General features: G+C 35.8%; 19 protein-coding genes. 8 read left to right on the top strand and 11 right to left on the bottom strand.

The genetic code is table 11. The annotated features are described in order from the left end of the window. Nucleotide 1 precedes the first annotated feature (1 nt). On the bottom strand, nt 2-2,062 hold the full coding sequence (locus ACZ9HT_RS11210; protein WP_476040581.1) for a glycosyltransferase: 2,061 nt from the start codon (nt 2,060-2,062) through the stop codon (nt 2-4). Nucleotides 2,063-2,081: 19 nt separating this feature from the next. Continuing rightward, nucleotides 2,082-2,423, bottom strand: a complete 342-nt coding sequence (locus ACZ9HT_RS11205) for a phosphomannose isomerase type II C-terminal cupin domain (protein ID WP_476040580.1) — start codon at nt 2,421-2,423, stop codon at nt 2,082-2,084. 172 nt (nt 2,424-2,595) lie between these two features. On the opposite strand from ACZ9HT_RS11205, the gene gltX reads away from it, so the two are divergent. Together gltX and ACZ9HT_RS11195 are read left to right on the top strand one after the other, a co-directional pair. Continuing rightward, nucleotides 2,596-4,107 carry a glutamate--tRNA ligase gene (gene gltX, locus ACZ9HT_RS11200; protein ID WP_476040579.1) on the top strand — a complete coding sequence of 504 codons (1,512 nt, stop codon included), beginning with the start codon at nt 2,596-2,598 and terminating at the stop codon, nt 4,105-4,107. A 48-nt stretch (nt 4,108-4,155) separates the two neighbouring features. Continuing rightward, nucleotides 4,156-5,112, top strand: a complete 957-nt coding sequence (locus ACZ9HT_RS11195; RefSeq protein ID WP_476040578.1) for an acetyl-CoA carboxylase carboxyltransferase subunit alpha — start codon at nt 4,156-4,158, stop codon at nt 5,110-5,112. A 248-nt stretch (nt 5,113-5,360) separates the two neighbouring features. On the opposite strand, the gene ACZ9HT_RS11190 is transcribed toward ACZ9HT_RS11195, so the two are convergent. The 3 genes from ACZ9HT_RS11190 to ACZ9HT_RS11180 form a co-directional block, all read right to left on the bottom strand. Further along, a complete protein-coding gene (locus ACZ9HT_RS11190; RefSeq protein WP_476040577.1) occupies nt 5,361-6,071 on the bottom strand; it encodes a cell division ATP-binding protein FtsE in 711 nt (236 codons plus the stop codon). A 157-nt stretch (nt 6,072-6,228) separates the two neighbouring features. Beyond that, nucleotides 6,229-6,387 (bottom strand): 50S ribosomal protein L34, encoded by a 159-nt coding sequence (gene rpmH / locus ACZ9HT_RS11185; protein WP_290219627.1) that lies wholly within the window; start codon nt 6,385-6,387, stop codon nt 6,229-6,231. Between the two features lie 148 nt (nt 6,388-6,535). Continuing rightward, on the bottom strand, nt 6,536-7,954 hold the full coding sequence (locus ACZ9HT_RS11180; RefSeq protein WP_476040576.1) for a T9SS type A sorting domain-containing protein: 1,419 nt from the start codon (nt 7,952-7,954) through the stop codon (nt 6,536-6,538). 303 nt (nt 7,955-8,257) lie between these two features. On the opposite strand from ACZ9HT_RS11180, the gene ACZ9HT_RS11175 reads away from it, so the two are divergent. Further along, nucleotides 8,258-9,265, top strand: coding sequence for a DHH family phosphoesterase (locus tag ACZ9HT_RS11175; RefSeq protein WP_476040575.1), 1,008 nt, complete (start codon nt 8,258-8,260; stop codon nt 9,263-9,265). Between the two features lies 1 nt (nt 9,266). Here ACZ9HT_RS11175 and ACZ9HT_RS11170 read toward each other — a convergent pair whose 3' ends face one another. From ACZ9HT_RS11170 to ACZ9HT_RS11145, 6 genes are all read right to left on the bottom strand, one after another. Beyond that, entirely contained in the window at nt 9,267-9,632 is a 366-nt protein-coding gene (locus tag ACZ9HT_RS11170; RefSeq protein ID WP_476040801.1) for a DUF1304 domain-containing protein, read from the bottom strand. A gap of 23 nt (nt 9,633-9,655) precedes the next feature. After that, nucleotides 9,656-10,438: an alpha/beta fold hydrolase gene (locus ACZ9HT_RS11165; protein WP_476040574.1), complete on the bottom strand. Its 783-nt coding sequence runs from the start codon at nt 10,436-10,438 to the stop codon at nt 9,656-9,658. 51 nt (nt 10,439-10,489) lie between these two features. Next, on the bottom strand, nt 10,490-10,999 hold the full coding sequence (locus tag ACZ9HT_RS11160) for a hypothetical protein (protein WP_476040573.1): 510 nt from the start codon (nt 10,997-10,999) through the stop codon (nt 10,490-10,492). A 74-nt stretch (nt 11,000-11,073) separates the two neighbouring features. After that, nucleotides 11,074-11,586: an ExbD/TolR family protein gene (locus ACZ9HT_RS11155; RefSeq protein WP_476040572.1), complete on the bottom strand. Its 513-nt coding sequence runs from the start codon at nt 11,584-11,586 to the stop codon at nt 11,074-11,076. Between the two features lie 154 nt (nt 11,587-11,740). Beyond that, a complete protein-coding gene (dtd, locus tag ACZ9HT_RS11150; protein ID WP_476040571.1) occupies nt 11,741-12,190 on the bottom strand; it encodes a D-aminoacyl-tRNA deacylase in 450 nt (149 codons plus the stop codon). Between the two features lie 33 nt (nt 12,191-12,223). Further along, complete coding sequence (locus tag ACZ9HT_RS11145; protein ID WP_476040570.1) at nt 12,224-12,673, bottom strand: hypothetical protein; 450 nt, start codon at nt 12,671-12,673, stop codon at nt 12,224-12,226. A 99-nt stretch (nt 12,674-12,772) separates the two neighbouring features. Between ACZ9HT_RS11145 and greA the strand changes: the two genes are divergently transcribed. The 5 genes from greA to ACZ9HT_RS11120 all read left to right on the top strand — a co-directional run bounded on the left by greA (nt 12,773) and on the right by ACZ9HT_RS11120 (nt 17,344). Next, nucleotides 12,773-13,243, top strand: a complete 471-nt coding sequence (greA, locus tag ACZ9HT_RS11140) for a transcription elongation factor GreA (RefSeq protein WP_476040569.1) — start codon at nt 12,773-12,775, stop codon at nt 13,241-13,243. Between the two features lie 144 nt (nt 13,244-13,387). Further along, on the top strand, nt 13,388-13,777 hold the full coding sequence (locus ACZ9HT_RS11135; protein ID WP_476040568.1) for an HIT family protein: 390 nt from the start codon (nt 13,388-13,390) through the stop codon (nt 13,775-13,777). 72 nt (nt 13,778-13,849) lie between these two features. After that, nucleotides 13,850-15,031 (top strand): ATP-dependent Clp protease ATP-binding subunit ClpX, encoded by a 1,182-nt coding sequence (gene clpX, locus ACZ9HT_RS11130; protein ID WP_476040567.1) that lies wholly within the window; start codon nt 13,850-13,852, stop codon nt 15,029-15,031. An 88-nt stretch (nt 15,032-15,119) separates the two neighbouring features. Then, nucleotides 15,120-17,105, top strand: coding sequence for a T9SS type A sorting domain-containing protein (locus ACZ9HT_RS11125; protein WP_476040566.1), 1,986 nt, complete (start codon nt 15,120-15,122; stop codon nt 17,103-17,105). A gap of 17 nt (nt 17,106-17,122) precedes the next feature. Beyond that, a complete protein-coding gene (locus tag ACZ9HT_RS11120; RefSeq protein WP_476040565.1) occupies nt 17,123-17,344 on the top strand; it encodes a signal peptidase in 222 nt (73 codons plus the stop codon). Nucleotides 17,345-17,374: the final 30 nt, after the last annotated feature.

Below are 17,374 nucleotides of genomic sequence, written 5' to 3'. Positions count from 1 at the left end.
TTTAAAGTTTTAAAAGTTTTCTAATATTTTGCTCCTGCTTTTTTACTGAAAAATACTCGAGTCCTTCTTCACTATGCTCATGAAGTGTTTTCCACAGCGACTCATCTTCATAGAGTTGCAAAATATGATTTGCAAATGTTTGAGCATCATCAGTATCTGCAACTAATACGTTGACATTAGGGTTCAGCATCATTCCTTCAACTCCAATTGTTGTAGAAATTACTGGTAATTTATATTCTAAAGCTTGACCTATTTTTCCTTTCACACCAGCGCCGTAACGCAATGGTGCAACAAATGCTTTTGCCGACAGAAAATAATTATCGATCTCTTTTTGATATCCTCGAATCTGAAATGTCTCGCTATGAAGCGCTTTTATTTCTTCAGGTAAATTACCTCCAATAATTTTAACTTTTATATTTAGATTCTTTTTCCAAACCAGAGGCATGATTTCTTTGTTTAAATATAAAACTGCGTCAACATTAGGCTGATGATAAAACCCACCGATAAAGATCAGATCATTTCTATCTTCAAAATCAAGTTTTTCTATGTTTTTTTTAACATTGTGAATATTACTAACGATAGATATTTTTTCCTGATCAATCCCTAATTTTACAATAATGTCTTTTTCGATATCGCTTATTGCCACAACAAGATCCGATTCTTTCAATGCCTTTTGTTCTAATTCTTTGACTTCGTTTTCTATTTTAAGTTGATTTTTTGATTTTTCAATAAAATCAGTTTCCCTGGCAATTCTGAGGAAATGTAAATCGACCATATCATAGATGATCTTGGCTTTCAAGTCTGCTTTAGCTAAGAAATTTTCATAATACTTGTAACCTTCTGGACGAAAAACCCAGATATAATCAAAAGTTTTACCCAGTGACGCAATTTGTTTGTCAACTCTTTCAATAGTACCTTTGGGGGTTACAAACTCTCTTAAAACCTCTACGCCCATACTTTCGAATAGCGAAATGTAAGTAATATCATTTTCTACATTAATATTTTTTACTAGTAAATAGACTTTGCATTTATTTTTGACTAAAATTTTTACAATTTCTGTAAAGCGATTGGAACCAGAATCTTGGTCGTACTTTGGTAGATATTCCTCCACTAAAAGTACTGTTTTTTCATAGAAAGCAAGATCACTAGTAAGTTTTCCCTCTGATGATTCAGTCGATGCTTCGTGTGAAACTTTAGATTTCCATTTATTCCAAAACAGTTTGTGATTTTTCTGGATTAATTTAGTTTTATTTTCAGATTTATTTTGGTAACTGATGTTTTCAAAATGTATAATTTCTGATCTGGGTTGGTAATAAATGGATAAATTTTGTTCATGGACGAACCTCATGCATAAATCGGTTTCCTCATAATATGCGGGCGAATAGATCTCGTCAAATAGATTGAGATTTTCTTGCCGATCAACTCGTCTGAATAGCAAACTACAACCAGAACAGTAATCTACTTTCTTCAAATAATTAAATTTTGGATCGTCTACAGATTGGGTTGCTCCTCTGTTAATTATTGCCTCATTTTTGAAAACTAGACAGCCGGCCTCCTGTAGAGTACCATCTGCAAATATAAGTTTTGAACCGACTGCACCCGTGTCGTTATGATTTTTAAAAACTACTAAAAGACTGGTTAAGTATTTGGGCAAAACTTTAGTGTCATTATTAAGTAAATAAATAAATTCTGAAGTAGATTTTTCAATTCCTTTGTTTACACTTTTTAGAAAACCAATATTTTCCTTGTTTTCAATAATGGTGATTCCGACGATATTTTTTAAAAAAATTAAAGATTGATCAGTGCTTTTATCATCAATAATAATAATTTCTTTGGCAATACCATCTTCAACTTGCATTATAGAATAAAGGCAATTAAGAGTGTATTGTAATTGATTATGAATAGGAATTATTATGGAAACTAAAGCGTTTTCTTCAGATTGAAAACTGATTTTATAATTTTCGAAAAATTCAATAGGAAATAGATTAGTATCGAATTTTCTTAAACTTTTTCTAAATTTTCGATCTTTCTTAAATTGTCTATACAGTTTCTTAAAAGGCATTTTAAACTATTATAAATTATTATCTCGCATAATCATCCTGCAGCCTTACAATATCATCTTCCCCAAAATACGTTCCGGTTTGAACTTCAATAAAGATTACGGGATCTTGAGTAAGATTCATAATGCGGTGTTTTGCACCTTGCGGAATAAAAATGCTTTCGCCATAGGCTAAAGAAAGTTCCTTGTCATCGAGAATAATAGTAGCATTGCCTTCAACGATTGTCCAGTATTCCTGGCGATGATGATGAAACTGGTAAGAAAGTCGCTCCCCTGGATTCACCACAATTTTTTTCAGTTTATAATGCGGTTCATCTGCTAAAACGTAATATTTCCCCCAAGGCCTTTCGCTAATTTCTAACATATTTGCATTATTTACCTGCAAAAATAAGTAATTTTATCAAACACGCTGTTCAGATTTTTTGATTAATCGAAAACAATTGAAGAGTTGCATTATCAAACAGCGGAAAACAACTGAAATAAACCGATGAAAGGCGAATATTTTCTTTAAATTTGCATCTTAAATTTTAAGTAGAATGAGCAAAGTAAGAGTGCGTTTTGCGCCAAGTCCCACCGGACCTTTACATTTAGGAGGAGTTAGAACTGCTTTATATGATTATCTTTTTGCTAAAAATCAAGGCGGTGATTTTATATTAAGAATCGAAGATACTGATACCGCAAGATTTGTTGAAGGTGCTGAAGAATATGTGTTGGAAGCATTAAACTGGTGTGGAATTATTCCGGATGAAAGTCCTGTACACGGCGGTCCTTTCGGTCCTTACCGGCAATCTGAAAGACGTGATATTTACGATAAACATTTAGCAGAAATTCTGAAAACGGATTCCGCTTATCTTGCCTTTGACACGCCCGAAGAGCTGGATGAAATTCGAAATGAATTCGAAAAAAACGGCGATGTTTTCGCTTACAATTATATAACGAGGAACCGTTTGAAAAATTCCTTAACCCTTTCAAAAGAAGAAGTTGAGAAATTGATCGAGGAAAAAGTTCCTTATGTCGTACGTTTTAAAATGCCCATTGACCGAATTTTAAATCTGGAGGATCTGATCCGTGGTAAATCTGCGGTGAATACAAATACTTTAGATGATAAAGTTTTAGTAAAGCACGACGGGATGCCGACCTACCATTTTGCAAACGTTGTTGATGATCACGAAATGGAAATTTCTCATGTGATTCGCGGCGAAGAATGGCTTCCTTCTTTAGGATTACATTATTTACTTTATGAAGCGATGGGTTGGGAGAAACCGCAGTTTGCACATTTATCATTAATTCTTAAGCCCGAAGGAAAAGGAAAATTGAGCAAAAGAGATGGCGATAAATTTGGTTTCCCTGTTTTTCCTTTAAATTTTACCGACGCTGAAACTGGAAATGTTTCTAAAGGATATCGCGAAGAAGGTTACCTCCCTGAAGCTTTTATCAATATGGTTGCGCTCTTAGGCTGGAGTCCTGCCAATGACCGCGAAATTCTTTCTTTAGAAGAAATGACCCAGGAATTTGATCTGAATAAAGTTCATAAAGCCGGTGCAAGATTCAATAAAGAAAAAGCAGAATGGTTCAACCAGGAATATCTAAAGACAAAATCCCCACAGGAAGTTTTAGGTTTGCTCCGAAATGTGGAGGATCTAGATTTGGTGAATGCAACGGACGATAAATTATTAAAAGTAATTGCGCTTATGCAGGAACGTGCAGTTTTTGTAAAAGACATTTATATTGATGGAATTTACTTTTTCGAAGCACCTCAGCAATATGATGAAAAAGCGGTTAAGAAATCCTGGAGTCCAGCTGCAGCAGAAATTATGTCTCAGTTTATTCTCATATTAGATCATTCTGATTTTGAAGCTGAAAGTTTAAAGAAAGAGATTCATGATTTTGCAGAAAGCAAAGGTTTGGGTATGGGAAAAGTAATGATGCCGCTGCGATTATGTCTGGTTGGTGAATTAAAAGGTCCCGATGTTCCGGATATTTTGCAAATCCTTGGAAAAGAAGAAAGTATCGCGAGAATAAGAAATGCGGTGAATAATATCTACTAATTTCCTATATTTTTCCCTAAATTTGAAACATAATTTTTAATTACTGAAATGGAATACTTAAGTTTTGAACTTCCGATTAAAGAGCTGATAGATCAGTATCAAACCTGCTCATTGGTAGGTGAAGAAAGTGGGGTAGACGTTAAACTCGCCTGCTCGCAAATCGAAGATAAAATTATAGAAAAAAAGAAAGAAATATACCTCAACCTTACGCCGTGGCAAAGGGTGCAGCTTTCGCGTCATCCAGATCGTCCTTACACCTTAGATTTCATCAAAGGAATTACCGATAAAGACAGTTTCTTAGAATTGCACGGCGACCGTAATTTTGCCGATGATCCTGCAATGATCGGTGGTTTGGCGACAATTGGTGGCGAAAGAGTCATGATTATCGGAACACAGAAAGGAAGAACCACAAAAGAAAGACAATTTCGCAGATTCGGAATGAGCAATCCTGAAGGATACAGAAAGGCTCTGAGATTAATGAAGCTTGCAGAAAAATTTCGAATTCCTGTAATTTCTTTGATCGATACTCCTGGAGCATATCCTGGTTTAGAAGCGGAAGAACGCGGACAGGGAGAAGCCATTGCAAGAAATATTTTTGAAATGACCATGCTTAAAACTCCGATTTTCGTTTACATTATTGGTGAAGGCGCAAGTGGTGGAGCATTAGGAATTGGTGTTGGCAATAAAGTATATATGTTAGAAAATACTTGGTACACTGTAATTGCCCCGGAAAGTTGCTCCTCAATTTTGTGGAGAAACTGGGATCATAAAGAGGATGCAGCAAATGCTTTAAAACTAACTCCAAATGATGCTTTAAAAGAAAAGTTCATCGATGGGATTATTGAAGAACCTCTTGGTGGAGCGCAATATGATCCGGCAGTAGCTTATGATCATTTGAAAACTTCTATTTTACAGAATATCAAAGCCTTCTCTAAATTTACAGGAAAAGAACTGGAAACTCAACGCCAGGATAAATTCATTGCGATGGGTCAGTTTAAAGGATAAGATTAAATTAATAGATTTTATTACAAAAATCCAAAAGAAACGGGCTTCAACCCGTTTTTTTGGCGTAATAAGACTTCAGCAAATATATTTAAATTCTAATAAAGTCGATTCTCATTGCTCTTAATAGAAGCATAGAGTGACGATTTAAAGAAATATAAGATAAAGTCCTGTCGATAGTTTCTTTAAATAGAAAAATCCTGCAATAATATAATTACAGGATTTTTTATGTTTTGAAAATAGTTTTGTTATTATTCAAAAAGCTCAGCCGTATCTAAAACGGTCACTTTTCCATCTTCGCACCGGATTGCTTCTCCGGGGAAATTTTGAATCATATGATAATCGTGTGTGGCCATAACAACAGCAGAGTTATTTTCGAAAGCAACTTGCTTCAAAAGCGTCATAATTTCGTTTGAGGTTTCCGGATCCAGATTTCCCGTCGGCTCATCTGCCAGGATCAGTTCGGGATGGTTTAATAGCGCTCTCGCGATGGCGACCCTTTGTTGTTCACCTCCGGAAAGTTCGTGTGGCATTTTATGCTTTTTCGATTTCATTCCTACACTTGCAAGAACTTCATTGATCCGGTCATCCATTTTAACTTTATCGGTCCAGGCAGTCGCTTCCAGAACAAATTTTAGATTCTTTTCTACCGTTCTGTCCGGTAGTAACTGAAAATCCTGAAATACGATCCCTAACTTACGTCTTAAATTGGGTACGTCTGATGTACGAAGATTCTCCAGATCAAATCCGGCAACATTACCCTGACCTGAACTTAAAGGAATATGTCCATAAAGCGTCTTTAACAAAGAGCTTTTTCCGGAACCTGTTTTACCGATAAGGTAACAGAATCTTCCTTTTTTAATGTGAAGATTAACTTCATTTAAAACAGTAAAGTTTTTCTGTGCAATTTTTGCATTGGTTAGATGAATTACGTCCTGGCCTTCCTGATAAGAATGTGGCATATATTTTCAGATTGTTGTTGATAAATAGAATCGCTGCAATAGCGATTCAAAAATAGAAAAAACTTTCCCGTCCCGCTAAACTTTGGCAAATTTTAACAAACAAAATATGCTTGAAAATGTACTTTCAAGCATATTGTTTATATGATCGTTCCAGAGTTTATCTCTTAGCGCGTTGTGCACTTACAGTTAAACTCTTTCTGCCTTTTGCTCTTCTTGCAGCCAGTATTCTTCTACCGTTAGGTGTTGACATTCTTAAACGGAAACCGTGTTTGTTTCTTTTTTTTCTTTCAGATGGTTGGAACGTTCTTTTTGGCATTGCTTATATTTTTAGTGAAACCCTATCTTATTTTTCAGATTGCAAAGATAAGAAAGTTTTTATTTATCACAAACAATATTTTAAGTTTTTATAATAAAAAGAGATTTACTCCTGAGAGTAAACCTCTTAGATCAGCTAATTAATGGCTTTATTTTTTGATGAATTTAGTAGTTGCACTTTTTCCATCTTTATCTTCCATTTTTAGAATGTAATTTCCTTTTGGAAGCTTTTGGGTGTCTATGGTACTTCCGCTAATTTTAGCGGGAATTAATTTTCCACTGTTGTCGAAAATATCAGCTTTTTTGGGCTGCATTCCACTCACAAACAAAACGCCGGTTGTAGGGTTTGGATAAACACTTACCCCATCCTTTGGATTCTCTATTGTTTTGAGAATGCTGCCACAGTTTGCGGAAATTACGTCAATCTTAAAATCAGCAGTAAATACGGTGTTGGCTGTAGGTTCAGTTGCAACAATCACAACCGTTGTGTTTGCTGGAATCGTTACGCTCATCGTTACAACACTTCCTGAAAGGGAACTTAACCCGGTATCTCCCAAATAGTTTTGAGAAATATTTGCAGGATTGAAACTTCCGGCGTAGGCAACTAAATGAACTTGATTAAGACTATTCGGATCTGAATTTGTCAAGTTGAACGTTACGCATTCGGGTGAAGCAGAGGTGTTTTGAACATTATAACTTTTATAGTGAAAATTCGCACTCCCGAAATCCCCTGGATATGCTTTTGCAGTTCCGCATAATGACGCTACCCCATCCCTTGTTATTCTTGGGGTGTGTGTTGGATCTGTGGTCAAAATTCTACCCGTGATTGTTTTACAGGGAGCGACAACGATTCCATTCAAAGAATACTGAAGATCAGTTAGTTGTCCGGCCAGACAAATTGAACCCGTATTCCAGCCAGTGCTGCATGTTGTACCGAAACCGTTTCCTGGATTGGTCCAGGCGAAAGGAGCACCCAAAGTACTCCCTGAAGTATAGGTATTCCAAAACCATTGAGCGCCAGCACTCGAATCCATGGCTGCCTGTACAGAAACCCAGTAGGTTCCCGGAGCAAGAACTAATGGAGTTGCTAAAACCAGGGTTGGGCTTATAGATCCCGCTGCAAGAACTATATTTTCTGTTCTTATAACAGCTGCTGGTAAATTTGATCCGGAATTCGCGTAAAATGTTACATTGTAAGAGTCCGGATAAGTAACACCGGTTGAGGTCCCGCTTACATAAATATCAGATATATTCCAGGATACGCCTGCAGGAACTACAAAATCATCAGCTGCATTGGAATCGTAGGTGGAAAAGCCAGCCTCAAATTTCTGAGAGGTGACGTTTGTCGCGTAGTTTAGTTCCTGTTTGTACAATTTTGGATTAATTGCATTTTGAGTATTCAAATTCTCATAATAATCACGCGAACTCACTGCAGGTTTTTCTAGAACTTTCTTCGTGACACTAATTTTTTTAGTTGGCACCTGGTGATTAACGTCGAATGATTTGACATTTTGAGCGAACATCATGGCGCCGCAAAAACTTAACATAAGTAAAAATTGTTTTTTCATGGTAAATATTTTTAAGGTTATTTAGTGGCGTAAAATTACCTCCATTATGTGATAAACAAATGTTGAAAGAACCCAATTTCAATAGTGAATTAACCCTTGTGTACTCTATGAATTTTTATCCAAAGCTTATTACTTTCCTCGTATTTTATTATTGATTTTAACTTCCTGAAATATCAAACCCCTGTCCTTCAAAAAAAATAATTTTTCAATTAGCAGGTTTACAGAAACCAAATTATATAAGGTTCCATTCCCCGAAAATCAAAACAAACCTTATCTTTGTAGTCAACAAAAAGATTCCATTTCATGTTTACTTCCTCAGAAATTTCAGAAATCCGACAACTCATCACTCCCGATAAGAAAATTGTAATTATTACCCATCATAATCCAGATGGGGACGCGATTGGATCCAGTTTAGGATTGAAGCATTTTTTGGCTCAGAAAGGAGTAGAAGCCGATGTTATCGCTCCAAATGACTTTCCGAAGTTTTTAAAATGGATGCCCGATTCAAAAAAAGTGATCATCGCAGAATACAAGAGAAAGTTAGCCGGCGAAGCTATTTATAATGCCGATGTTATTTTCATTCTCGATTTTAATGCATCGCATCGAAGTGGTAATTTAGTTGGACCGTGGATCGAGAAAGCAAGAGCTACGAAAATCCTCATCGATCATCATCAACAACCAGACGCATTCGATTACGTTTATTCTGATGTTACCATTCCGGCAACCTCGCAAATGGTGTATCATTTTATACAGGCTTTGAATGAGGAAGATCTAGTGAACAAAGATATTGCGGAATGTCTTTACACCGGAATTATGACAGATACCGGTGGATTTCGCTTTCGTTCTACAAGTGCAGATACGCACAGGATCGTGGCTAATCTTATTGAAAAAGGCGCAGATCCTACAATGATCACGTCAAACACCTGGGATACCAATACCATTTCCAGACTGCATCTTCTGGCGCTGATTTTGGGCAGAATTGAAGTGATGAAAGATGGAAAAGTAGCCATTCTCTGGCTTAAACGCGATGAGCTGAAAGAATTCGGTTTCCAAAAAGGAGATACCGAAGGTTTTGTGAATTATGGCTTAAGCATTATGGGAACTCAGGTTTCTGCCTTCTTTATGGAAGATCTTTATGATGATTTTATCAAAATTTCTTTCCGTTCCAAAGATGATGTTGATGTGAATCAATTTTCCAGAAAATACTTCAACGGCGGTGGTCACATTAATGCAGCGGGTGGCAAGTACATGAAAAGTATTGAGGAAACGATCGTCGACTTTAAAGAAAAAATGGAGCAGGAAGATTTTTAAATTATTTTAACAGAAGTGCCAGTAATGCCAGAATTGCGGGTAATGCCTGTAAAAAAAATATCTTCCGGGACGCTGTAACGGCACCATAAGTTCCGGCAACAATAACACATCCAAGGAAAAACAAAGCGATATTTCTGGACCAGATCTCATCAGATATCAACAGTGACCAGATTAATCCGGCTGCCAGAAATCCATTGTATAAACCCTGGTTTGCAGCCATGCTTTTGGTCGGAGTAAAAAGTTCTGCGTTCAATAAACCTTTGAATGTTTTTTTACCCAAAGTTTCCCACGCGAACATTTCCATATACAAAATGTAAAGATGCTCTATTGCGACAAGTACGATTAATAGTTTGGAGATTATTTCTATCATTTTTTTTCGTTTTTATTTCCCTAAAAGATCAAATGCTTCGGTAAATTATGAAGCAGTTCTGTATTGATGATTTCCGCACAAATGCTTGGCTTTTCCCAATGTCCATTATGTCCACAATCTACAATGTAAGATTTAATATTCGTTTTATCCGGAAGATTTTGGATAGTTTTTTCGCCGGTCATCGCGGTGTCGTGTTTTCCGGTAAGCATTAAGATTTTTCCTTCAAAATTTTCGATTACCGATGCTTTGTCGGTTCTTTCGATCATGCCTTTCACGGCCGCTAAAACTCCGTCGATCTTTGTAGAAAGAGCGATTTCTTTTGCGAGATTTATCTTGCCTTCTAAAATATCCTTTTCGTTTGCGCTGAATAAATTAGGAACTCCCGCACTTACATACTTTGGAAACGCCTCTCTTATAACTCTGAAACTTTTTCTGCGCTGGTCTTTTTTTTCCTCGTCATCTTCTAAATAAGTAGAGAAAAATAAAGTTAGACTTTTTAAAACCGACGGGAATTTTTCTGCAAAAACCAAAGAGACATAACCGCCCATTGAATGACCGAGTAAATGAAAATTCTTAAGCTTTAAATGATCAGTTACTTTTTTTACTTCCTCAGCCATAAATTCCATGGTATGAATTTCATTATAGATTTTTGATAAACCATGTCCGGGAAGATCAATTTTTATTAAAGTAAAATCTTCGGAAAGGTGAGGTTCCATTTCTTCCCAGATCAGTAAATTCTCCATAAATCCGTGGAGCATAACGAGATTTTCTTTTCCTTTTCCGGATATTTCGTAGTTCAGCATATTGTTTCTTTTAGTGATCCATTTTCTTGAGTTCGGACTTTGAAGTAATTTTTACTTAAAGATATCAATATTATCTGCAAAACCAGAAGAATTGACCCTGTTTTGTAATCTCCAGAAATTTGCGCTCCCTTTTTTCGCAAAACTTGTTTTCTTTGATCGAATATCAATTTTACCGTTTTCATTTTCTTGAAGACTTTGCGTGATATTTCCCGTGAAATTGAGATAATCTGCTGAAACCATCTTTATCTCACCTTCGATCTTAACATAATTTTTTCCAGATTTTATACTGCCGGAAACTTCATACAGATCTTTACCGATATTTTTGAAGTTTACACTTCCGTTATTAGAAATGGAACTATGAGTGAACTTGTGTTTCCCGCTAAGATCTGGGAAATGATTTCTGGAATTTAAAACTGTAATGCTGTCGTTGTATTTAGTCCGTACAGAATTAACTGAATCAATTCTTTTTTCGCTGTCGGTTTTTATTTTTTCGGAATTTTTCTCGTTTTCACTGCAGGAAAATAGCGCAGTAAAAAATAAAAGTAAAAGTATTTTTTTCATAGAATTTTATTGAGTCGGTCAAAAATAAAAAATGAGCGTCAAATCACGCTCATTTTTCAACTATTATTATACAATTATTTGCTCGCTGCCATATAAATCTGCTCTTCCGCAGGCTTTAGATCAGAGATGCCGTATCTTTCATTTTTTGTGAGGGTCATTTCATCCAGCATATCTACAAAGTTCTTGTAATTGGCGTCATCTGTGGGTTTAATAATTACCGTGAATTTATCTGGACTCGGTGCAGAATTCTTGTAGGAAGAAATAAGCTTTGAAACGTTGGTTCCCGACATGTTGGTTTCTCGCAGATCGGATGCAGAAAGATCTTTTAAATCCTTTTGATAATAAAAAACCCGGTTGTCTTTTCCCAAAACAAACGTCATCTGATTTTTAAAATTAATTTCAGTCCCGCCTTCACCAGCCGGAAGTCCCAGATCAATAATGTGAGGCTTGCTAAAAGTAGTCGTAAACATAAAAAAGGTGATAAGTAAAAATCCTAAATCCACCATCGGGGTCATATCTACGTGAATAGATTTTTTAGAAACTAATTTCTTGCCTTTGTTCGGTTGGTTCTCAGATAGATTTTCCATAACGGTATTTTTGAAAATTAAATGAATTAGCGAAATTGATAAGAAAACATCAATAAATTAAATTCAGAAATACAAAATACATACCGATATTACGGATTAGATTATAAATTAACAATGTTGCGAATATCAAAGTCTTCACTTTAAACTAAAAACGCTACTGTTTGGTTTTTGAATCCATTACGATGGTCACAGGACCATCATTCAGTAGAGAAACTTTCATGTCTGCACCAAATATTCCGCTTTCTGTTTTTAGTGCAGATCGGGATAATTCCGCTTTAAAAAATTCAAATAATGGAATTGCTTTGTCGGGCTTTGCAGCTTTAATGAAAGAAGGTCGATTTCCTTTTTTATAATCGGCAATTAAAGTAAATTGGCTGATACACAGGATCTCTCCTGAAATATCTAATACAGAAAGGTTCAATTTCCCATCCTCATCTCCAAAAATCCTCAGATTAAAGATTTTTTGAACAAGCCAGGTTGCGTCGGTCTGCTCATCTTCTTCATCAATACCAATAAGCAAAAGCAAGCCTTGCTTTATTGCACCTACGATTTCACCATCAACTTTTACGTGGGCTTCGGATACTCTTTGAATTACGACTTTCATTCAGAAAAAAGATTAAATATTATTGATGTATTTCTAATCAAAAATAGAAAGAGTATTAGAATTTGAGTCGAAATTATACCGATAGGTTTTAGGTGCAATTTGCGAGATTTTGGTAGGTTCACCTGTAATAAGGATCCATTCTGCACCGTCTTTCGGACAAACGACTTTAATGTTGCCTTCCACCACTAAAGTTGTGTTTGTATCTGGGCAAATATGAGGTGCGTTTCTGTCGTAAATTTTAAATCCATTCGTAGTTTTCACCACAATTAATCCCCGTGTTCCAGATTCCTGCTGATCAACATAAATCCATCCATTTACACTTTGCAAATCGTAATAAGCCGGAAGGTTTAAGTTTAAAACAACATTAATGGGAACCTTGGGGAAACAACTTACGGTTTCTTCGCGATTATTGCATGAATTAAGATTTAAGGTACTGAAAATGAGGAATATTGACCAAAGTAAGATTGAAAGATTTCTTTTCATCTAAAATAAATTTATATATTTGTAAAACAAACTAACGAATAATCATTGTCCGACAAATGTCGGATTATTTTTTTATACTAACGATAAATACAAGAACTTATGGCAAGCTTTATTACCCAAGATGGTTTAAATAAAAAGAAAGCTGAACTGGAATTGCTGGAAACCATCGAAAGACCAAAAATTACACAGCAAATTGCTGAAGCTAGAGATAAAGGTGACCTTTCTGAAAACGCAGAATATGATGCTGCAAAAGAAGCACAGGGAATGTTAGAAATGAGAATTTCTAAAATCAAGAATTTAATCGCAGACTCAAAAGTTATTGATGAAACGAATTTAGATACTTCAAAAGTTTCCATTTTAACCACGGTGCGTTTAAAGAATATGGCAACAAAAGGGGAACAAAAATTTACCTTGGTTCCCGATAATGAAAGTGACTTAAAAGCCGGAAAAATTTCAATAAATACGCCAATCGCAAAAGGTTTGCTGGGGAAAGTCATTGGCGACACTGCGGATATTGTTCTTCCAAACGGAAATAAACTGTCATTCGAGGTTTTAGAAATTTCTATATAAATATTTGAGAATAGAGAATTGAAGTTTTAGGACTTTTTTAACATCCACTTTTTTAATTATATTGTAAATTTGCACCTTCAAATAGGACCGAACATTTTCTGAAGATTCTGGTCTTGCAGATGAATGTTTTCAAATACTAAAATCATGAGTTCCATCTTCACGAAAATTATAAATAACGAAATTAAGGCTTACAAAGTTTCAGAAGACGACAAGTTTGTCGCTTTTCTAGATGCGATGCCTCTGGTGAAAGGTCACACTTTAGTGATTCCGAAAGAGGAAACAGATCTTATTTTTGATTTAGAAAACGAGGATTTCAAAAACCTCTGGAGTTTCGCACAAATGGTGGCAAAAAAAATGCAAAAAGCATTTCCAGATAAAAGAATTGCAGTTGCGGTGATTGGTTTAGAAGTCCCGCATGCCCACATTCATCTGATTCCTATTACTAAAATGGAAGATATGAATTTTAAAAATGTTCGTTTGAAATTTTCAGATGACGAGTATAAAAAAATTCAAAACGCCATTCAAAATTCCTAAAAAATACTATTTTGTCAGAGTTTTATACTTTGACAAAATTTTTTAAAATAACGCATAACTTATTATTACGATATGAATTCAAACGAATGTTCTTTCTGTGGAAGAAAACGAACTGAAGTTCAAATGCTGATCTCTGGAAACAATGGATTTATCTGCGAAAACTGCATAGAGCAGGCGCATGCTATTGTGAAAGAAGGAGATTCAGATTCAGGATTTTCCCCCGCGGAAAGTATGGAAGATTTAAAGAAACCGAAAGAGATCAAAAAGTTTTTAGATACTTATGTTATTGGCCAGGATCAGGCAAAAAAGCAGCTTTCGATCGCCGTTTATAATCATTATAAAAGAATTTTACACGCCAAGATCGAAAACCGCGATGTAGAAATTGAAAAGTCCAATATCATCATGATCGGTGAAACGGGAACCGGAAAAACACTCCTTGCAAAAACGATTGCCAAAGAATTGAATGTACCCTTTTGTATTGTTGATGCTACTATTTTGACGGAAGCTGGTTATGTTGGTGAAGATGTAGAAAGTATTCTTTCGAGATTATTGATGGTTGCAGATTACGATGTAGAAAAAGCGGAAAAAGGCATTGTTTTTATAGACGAGATCGACAAAATTGCCAGAAAATCCGATAATCCAAGTATCACTCGTGATGTTTCCGGTGAGGGAGTTCAGCAAGGTCTTTTAAAATTGCTGGAAGGAAGCATTGTGAATGTTCCGCCACAGGGAGGCAGAAAGCATCCGGATCAAAAATATATTCAGGTTAATACTCAGAATATTCTATTTATTGCAGGTGGTGCTTTTGATGGCATTAAAGAAATTATTGAAAGGCGTTTGAATAAGCAAGCAATTGGTTTCAGTATGGACAAACTGAATAAAGTTGATGAAGATGACTATATTCTAAGACAGATCAATGCGATCGATTTAAGAAAATTTGGTTTAATTCCAGAACTTTTAGGACGGTTTCCAATTGTAACTTATTTAGAAAAACTCACCAAAGATACTATGATCCGGATTATGAAAGAGCCTAAGAACTCCATCATCAATCAATTCGTAGAATTATTTAAGATGGATGAGGTTTCTTTAAAATTTACAGATGAAGCCATTGAGAAAATCGTGGAGGAAACCATGGACAAAGGTCTCGGAGCTAGAGGATTGCGGGGAACAACTGAAAAAGTTCTGGAAGATTATATGTTTAATATCACTGCAAAAAAGAAGATTGTTTTAAATAACGAAAATATAAAATTTTAGGATTTAGGTCAGTTTTCTTTTTATATAAAAAAAATTGTGATACATTTGTGCGTGAATTAATTTTCACAAAAACACAAAACACACAATAATGAAAAGAAATCTACTAACTGTAGCGCTCCTCGCGCTGAGTTTATTTATTGATGCCCAAAACGTTATCTGTCATCTTGATCCCAATGCCATATTTTATGTTGGGGAAAATGCCTTGGTCTATAACGGTGGTGGAGTCGAAACGAAGGGTAACGGAGTAATTGATATCCGTGGAAATGTAATGGTTGTTGGAACTTCTTCGGATGGTTTCAGAACTTTGAATGCTTCTGGAGTAGGAACCAAAACAGATGGTGGTAACTTTATTTTAAGATTAAATACCCCTGCGAGTTTTGCCTCTTCAACATACGGTCAGCTATTCATTACGGGCCTAAGCCAAGCAAATATTTCTGGGGTGGTTGACAAAGAATTTCGTGCAAAAAAACACGGAACTTATCAGCAAATCGCCTTACCTTTTTATAATAAAACAATTTCAAGTCTTTCAGGTACTCCTTCTACTATTGGAACATTCGGAAAAACTTTTTCCAATTCCCGATATTCTAAAAATGAGGTTTTAACCTGGAACAATACTACGGCTGTTTCCGATAATTTAAGTACGGCGTCGCTAACACCAAAAAATTCCACCTATTATATGTTGGGTTCTTCTGGTCTTGATACCAGCTTGCCTCCAGCATCAATGCCCGCAAATTCTCCTTCCGCAAACGGAACTGTTTATACGTTGAAGGGTACGCCTTTCACTAATGGAGGTTCGGAATTGCTAAGAAATGCTGCGAACGGTGTAACTTTCGGAACTGGCGGAAATGCTACTAATTCTTACAACGAACGGTATAATACTTATCTTCAAGACGATTGGGATTATGCAACAAATCCTACAAATCCGTGGTCTCAAACAACATTCGGTAGAAATATTTATCAGTTTGGTAATCCTTATTTTACGAATCTAGATCTTAGTTTAATTGGTATTACTGAAAGTGGAACGATAACCGATAACAATGCAATTTCATCTATTCAGGGAATTCGATATGATCCGGGAACAGTAGTTTCTTCAAATACAGCAGGTACCTATTCTGTTGCTGCACAATTTATAAACTTTACTGCAGGTTCACCTGTACCAGTTGGCGATGTTGGTTTAATCATTAAGCCAATGCAGACTTTTGTTATTAAGCTTAGAGATAATGCCGCACAAGTGGGTACAAATAAAACGCTAAGTTTTGATAATTTAAGAAGATTTAAATCGACTCCGAGAGCAAACGGTACTAATTACTCCGTAACTGCTGCAAGATATGCGAGTGAAAATAATGGTACCGTAAAACAATTGGGTATTATCGGATTAGATGAAAATGGAGAAGAACTGGCAAGAACTTATTATGCCGTTTATCCTACTGCAACAACAGGTCAAACTACACAGCCGACGGTACAATCAATATTAGGAAGCGGGAATATATTAGGAACGTACGAGGAAGATATTAATGGTGGCGTTGATGCTAACTATGCAAATGCTTATTGGTTGTATATTAATGAAGCTAACGAAAATGACTTTTTCGGAAAGGCAATTCCTTTGGCGTTGTATAGTAGCGGAATTAAATCTTTGAAATTTGAAGTAAGAGAAAATACAGACCTCATTGAAGACGGGGCACATAATTTGTCAACAGGAATTGGATTTTACTATAAGGCACAGAATGGAGCGATCTCCGAAATTGCCCAAAACCAAGTAATTCCGGTAACTGGTGATCAATATAGTTTATATTATGGAAAAACGCTTGTATTAGGTACGGATGCAGCTACGAAACTTTCCCGAACCATGGTTGTTTACAACAGCGGTATCGATAAGTTCGTTGTGAGATTTGATCCTTTATGGAAAAAATCAGACGTCAATGTTTATGATATGAGTGGAAAACTAATCGTTTCGCAGAAAAATGTTTCAACGGATCAGGATTTTGAAATAAATCTTTCCAAAATGAATTCTGCATATATCGTGACTGCGGTTTCTGAAAAAGGCGAAAAAATTAGTTCCAAAATCATTAGATAATATTAAAAACACAAATTATGAGACTTATAAATAAAACTTTATTATTTGCATTCCTGATTATAGGCGCATTTTTACGGGCTCAACAGGGTCCACCATCTCCTCCGCCAGGTGGCGGTGGCGGCGGTACAGGTCCTGGACTTCCCGCTTCTCCGATTGATATGTATGTTTATGTTCTTGCTCTTATAGGATTTATTTTCATTATCTATTTTAGCAGAAAACAACAGCGAAAAATTATTTAAGCAATTATTAAATTGATACAAAACCCGTCA

Source organism: Chryseobacterium sp. UYP7 (assembly GCF_056279225.1).
This window is presented reverse-complemented; position numbering and strand designations above follow the sequence as displayed.

Coding starts and splice junctions, on each gene's coding strand:
- ACZ9HT_RS11210 (WP_476040581.1), bottom strand. CDS start 2,062: ATGCCTTTTAAGAAACTGTATAGACAATTTAAGAAAGATCGAAAATTT.
- ACZ9HT_RS11205 (WP_476040580.1), bottom strand. CDS start 2,423: ATGTTAGAAATTAGCGAAAGGCCTTGGGGGAAATATTACGTTTTAGCA.
- gltX (WP_476040579.1), top strand. CDS start 2,596: ATGAGCAAAGTAAGAGTGCGTTTTGCGCCAAGTCCCACCGGACCTTTA.
- ACZ9HT_RS11195 (WP_476040578.1), top strand. CDS start 4,156: ATGGAATACTTAAGTTTTGAACTTCCGATTAAAGAGCTGATAGATCAG.
- ACZ9HT_RS11190 (WP_476040577.1), bottom strand. CDS start 6,071: ATGCCACATTCTTATCAGGAAGGCCAGGACGTAATTCATCTAACCAAT.
- rpmH (WP_290219627.1), bottom strand. CDS start 6,387: ATGCCAAAAAGAACGTTCCAACCATCTGAAAGAAAAAAAAGAAACAAA.
- ACZ9HT_RS11180 (WP_476040576.1), bottom strand. CDS start 7,954: ATGAAAAAACAATTTTTACTTATGTTAAGTTTTTGCGGCGCCATGATG.
- ACZ9HT_RS11175 (WP_476040575.1), top strand. CDS start 8,258: ATGTTTACTTCCTCAGAAATTTCAGAAATCCGACAACTCATCACTCCC.
- ACZ9HT_RS11165 (WP_476040574.1), bottom strand. CDS start 10,438: ATGCTGAACTACGAAATATCCGGAAAAGGAAAAGAAAATCTCGTTATG.
- ACZ9HT_RS11160 (WP_476040573.1), bottom strand. CDS start 10,999: ATGAAAAAAATACTTTTACTTTTATTTTTTACTGCGCTATTTTCCTGC.
- ACZ9HT_RS11155 (WP_476040572.1), bottom strand. CDS start 11,586: ATGGAAAATCTATCTGAGAACCAACCGAACAAAGGCAAGAAATTAGTT.
- dtd (WP_476040571.1), bottom strand. CDS start 12,190: ATGAAAGTCGTAATTCAAAGAGTATCCGAAGCCCACGTAAAAGTTGAT.
- ACZ9HT_RS11145 (WP_476040570.1), bottom strand. CDS start 12,673: ATGAAAAGAAATCTTTCAATCTTACTTTGGTCAATATTCCTCATTTTC.
- greA (WP_476040569.1), top strand. CDS start 12,773: ATGGCAAGCTTTATTACCCAAGATGGTTTAAATAAAAAGAAAGCTGAA.
- ACZ9HT_RS11135 (WP_476040568.1), top strand. CDS start 13,388: ATGAGTTCCATCTTCACGAAAATTATAAATAACGAAATTAAGGCTTAC.
- clpX (WP_476040567.1), top strand. CDS start 13,850: ATGAATTCAAACGAATGTTCTTTCTGTGGAAGAAAACGAACTGAAGTT.
- ACZ9HT_RS11125 (WP_476040566.1), top strand. CDS start 15,120: ATGAAAAGAAATCTACTAACTGTAGCGCTCCTCGCGCTGAGTTTATTT.
- ACZ9HT_RS11120 (WP_476040565.1), top strand. CDS start 17,123: ATGAGACTTATAAATAAAACTTTATTATTTGCATTCCTGATTATAGGC.